The 3,689-nt window shown below is 66.8% G+C and carries 4 protein-coding genes; 3 read left to right on the plus strand and 1 reads right to left on the minus strand.

The annotated features are described in order from the left end of the window. The first annotated feature begins 402 nt into the window (after window positions 1-402). Window positions 403-1,230, plus strand: coding sequence for a DUF4190 domain-containing protein (locus AB0I10_RS40695; protein WP_363157779.1), 828 nt, complete (start codon window positions 403-405; stop codon window positions 1,228-1,230). A 57-nt stretch (window positions 1,231-1,287) separates the two neighbouring features. Here the strand turns inward: AB0I10_RS40695 and AB0I10_RS40700 are convergent, their stop codons facing one another. Continuing rightward, window positions 1,288-2,013: a Mut7-C RNAse domain-containing protein gene (locus tag AB0I10_RS40700; RefSeq protein WP_363157780.1), complete on the minus strand. Its 726-nt coding sequence runs from the start codon at window positions 2,011-2,013 to the stop codon at window positions 1,288-1,290. Window positions 2,014-2,162: 149 nt separating this feature from the next. Here AB0I10_RS40700 and AB0I10_RS40705 point away from each other — a divergent pair, with 149 nt between their 5' ends. After that, window positions 2,163-2,882 (plus strand): hypothetical protein, encoded by a 720-nt coding sequence (locus AB0I10_RS40705; RefSeq protein WP_363157781.1) that lies wholly within the window; start codon window positions 2,163-2,165, stop codon window positions 2,880-2,882. A gap of 191 nt (window positions 2,883-3,073) precedes the next feature. Continuing rightward, window positions 3,074-3,598, plus strand: coding sequence for a hypothetical protein (locus AB0I10_RS40710; protein ID WP_363157782.1), 525 nt, complete (start codon window positions 3,074-3,076; stop codon window positions 3,596-3,598). Window positions 3,599-3,689: the final 91 nt, after the last annotated feature.

Raw genomic sequence — 3,689 nt, forward strand, 5'->3', positions numbered from 1 at the left:
GAATACTGTCAGCCACACTGCCGATGGTGCGCCGCTGAGGATTCTCGGGGTGCACGTCGAAATACTTCGCCATCCGCCGAGTCTAGGTGATCAGGACATGTGAGTTGCCGCGAACGCCGCGCTGACACCCGTAACACCGATTCCCCGCTCCTCGGCCTCGCCACACTCACCAGCAGGCCCCCAGGCCGAGAGGCCGACAGGCCCGGTGGAGCCGGCTCTCCCCGGAAGCCGGCCCGGATACGCGAAATCCGCCACGGGATGTTCATGAAGGGCTGAAGGAAGGACTGAAGGAAGGGCTGAAGGAACCGCTGCCCTCCTGACGGTCTCACCTCAAAAAAAGCAAATGCTGCGTAAAACACTTGTTAAGGTGATCCGTTAGCCAATTCCCTTGAAGGACTGCACATGACCATGCCCGACCGCGCTCCCAATCCGGACCCGTGGGCCCCGCCAACCGACTACCCGTCGCCCGACTTCCGGGGGCCGATTTCCCCTTTTCCCCGGCAGGCGAACAACGGCCTTGGCGTCGCGTCGCTGACCACAGGCATCATCGGCATCGTCCTCGGCTTCGTCCCGTTCCTGTTCTGGCTGTCGGGCATCCTCGGCGCGCTCGCCCTGATCTTCGGTCTGATCGGCCACAGCCGGGCCCGCAAGGGCCTGGCCACGAACAAGGGGATGGCGCTCGCCGGCACCATCCTGGGCGGCCTCGCGGTGCTGCTGGCAATCGTCGGGCTGGTCCTCACCGTGGTGTTCGTGCGGCACGCCGCCGACCGGGCAAGGGACGAAAACCGCAGGTGGGGCATGCCGACCGCCGCCCCCTCGACCCCCGTCGCCCACAAGCCGCTGCGGTTCGGTGCGGCACGGAAGTACGAGGACGGGGTCACGGTCACCGTCGCCAAGCCCGCGCAGTACAAGCTGGACAGCTACTCCGTCGGCCACGAGAAGGGCAACCTCGCGGTCCAGGTGAAGGTCACGATCGTCAACGGCAGCAAGAAGACGATCGACATCACCAGCGCCCTGCCGACTGTGCGGGACGCCAACGGCGCCGCGGTCGGCAACATCTTCGACGGCAACAGCGCGACAAAGCCGTTCTCCGGAAAGCTGCTGCCCGGCAAGCAGGCGGTGAGCCAGTTCACCTACTCCGTCTCCCGCGACGGGGCCAAGGAGCTGCAACTGGAGGTCGGCCCCGACGGGGACCACGAGGACGGCATCTGGATCGGCTCGGCCCGGTAGTCGGCCCGGAGCAGGACAGGCGCCGCGAGGCCGCCACCCGTCGCACGGGCGACGGCCTCACACGGCGCTGTCCCGCAGTGCCTCCTCCACGATCGCCTCCAGGTGCGCGTGATGCGCGCCCCGCCAGTAGATCCGTTTGCACTCCGTGCACTGCGCGAAGACGTCATACGTGCGCTGAGTGCCGTGGTGGAGCTGGTCCTGGACCGAGTCCTTGTCGGCCTCGGTCAGCGGGCCGTTGCAGGCGGTGCAGCGGGTCCATGGGGCGAGCTCGGGGGCGAAGCGGCCGAGTACGTCGCGGAGTTGATCGTCGGGCCGGTCGCTGTAGACGTACGCCCCTGCCCAGATCTCGCGTCGCTGCAGCAGCCCGCGGTCCCGCGAGAGCAGTACCCGCTGTTCCTTGGCGGAGAGGGCGGCCAGCGCGGCGTCCCCCGGGTCCTCGTTCGTGTACGCCGCGTCGACGCCGAGCAGCCGCAGCCGCCGCGCCAGGGTGCCGAGGTGGACGTCGAGCAGGAACCGCAGCGGAGCGCCGGGAATCCGCTGTGGGCGTTCGACGGCGCGTACCTCGACATGCTCGCCCGCAGTCGGGATGTGGGCAGCGGTGACCTCACGGCCGTCCGAGACGAGGCGCCCGACCTCGGTGAGCGGGACGCCGAGCGACTCGACCACATGGCCGAGTGTCGACGCCCCGTCGGTCACCATGGGCGCACGGCCGGTGCGGCGGCCTGCGGCGACGAAAAGGTGCAGCTCAGAGGCGAAACTCAGGTGGATCTCCGGTCCGTTCACGCCGGATAGCATGGCAGGTGTTCAGCTTCTTCACCGAGCAAATCCCTCCCGACGCTGCTGACCGTTCCCATGTCCCCGAGGGTCGTAGCACAGAGCATCTGAGTACAACCGCCCATGCTGCGGGTCGTCCAGTGACGTTGGATGACGGTATGACCAACGAGCCACCGGACACCCGAACGCCGCGAGAGCAGAGTGCGCGCAGCCTCGCCGATACGGACGGTCCCTCAGCACTGCCTGCGCCCCCGCGCACCGCGGAGAGCGAAGCGCCCACCAAGGGCGGACGCAAGGCCGCGGGCATTGGCTGCGGAGCGGTGGTGCTACTGGCCGTGGTGGCTTTCCTGTCCGCCATCACGGATTCCGTTTACCCCGATGTCAAGCCCGAGAAGATGGCTGACCGCATCTCGGCCTACTCCCAGGACGCGTACGCCGCGCTCGACATCGACCGCGCCGTCAAACCGGGCTACGTGGATGTTTTCACCAATAACACCTACGGATCCGACTACTGCTACCCCGACGGATTGCTGAGTATCGCCGATAACCACGTGAAAGGCGCGTACCGGCTTCATCACCGCTGGACCTTGGCAAAGGTGTCCAAGACCAAGGCTCTCACCGCACTGCGCAGACTTCATGCGCACCTTCAGAAGGAGGGATGGCGCATCACGGAGTACGGGGAGAATCAACAGACCAAAGAGTGGAAGCTCACGGCCGAACGTGAGGGAGGCTACGGCACTGGCATCACGTGGGAACCCGAGTTCCAACGGCTCAGTGGCGGCAGCGGCGGGCCGTGCGCGGTGGACCCCGACTGGTCAGATGACCACCCCTACTCCTACGGACCGGACGTGGGCCACCCCCCAGCCCTCACTCCGTGACCTCGTTCCGCGCCGGTGTCAGTGTCCGTTTACCCCTCGTTACCACTCGCGCCCGCCGTCGACCAGACTCGCAACACTGCTCACCATGCCGTGAGGGCCGACTCGGAGATGCCCCCTGAGAGTGCCCCAGTCAGCCTCAGTAGCCTCAGCCCCTCTCACTGCTCAGAACTTCCTGAAAGGACAAGCACCCCATGGCTCAGCTGATACAGCGCGCCATCAACCCGCAGGTGTTCATCGACGCGTCCACGATCGACCTGGTGGGCGACGACCTGGTGGCAGAGTTCGAGCCCGACTGGACACACAACGGCCTGTTGGACGCCGCCCCCGCAGGTGACGCGGTGAGGATCCTCTGCGGGCAGGAAATCGGCACCGCCTCCGTGACTGCCGAGTTGTGGGACGGCCCGCCGCAGCTGAACACCGGCGACTGGCAGGACATCGCTGAGCTGTCCGTCGTCTGGCCGTCGAGCCTGATGGACTTCGGCACCACAGGGTCCAACGGGTCCGACATGCTTGAGCTGGCCGGCGCCGACGACTACCGGGTCCGTGTGTACGGCAGGAACCGCGACGGCGGCGACCCCCGCGACGACACCGATCCGGTCGAGGAGTACCTGATCCAGACGTGGCCCGCCGCCCCGCCCAACATCGCCGGCACAGGAACCGCCGTGACATACAAGCAGACCAGCCAACTAGGCACCCGCTACCGGGAAGAGCGCTAGGGCGTGTTTGAGATGTTGGTCGTGACTGTGGAACGATTTCGGGATGGCTCGTGGAGACCTGACGGACGAACAATGGGCCCGGCTGGAGGCG

Origin of the sequence: Streptomyces sp. NPDC050636 (genome assembly GCF_040654775.1) — a bacterium.
Taxonomy (GTDB): domain Bacteria; phylum Actinomycetota; class Actinomycetes; order Streptomycetales; family Streptomycetaceae; genus Streptomyces.

Coding starts and splice junctions, on each gene's coding strand:
- AB0I10_RS40695 (WP_363157779.1), top strand. CDS start 403: ATGACCATGCCCGACCGCGCTCCCAATCCGGACCCGTGGGCCCCGCCA.
- AB0I10_RS40705 (WP_363157781.1), top strand. CDS start 2,163: ATGACCAACGAGCCACCGGACACCCGAACGCCGCGAGAGCAGAGTGCG.
- AB0I10_RS40710 (WP_363157782.1), top strand. CDS start 3,074: ATGGCTCAGCTGATACAGCGCGCCATCAACCCGCAGGTGTTCATCGAC.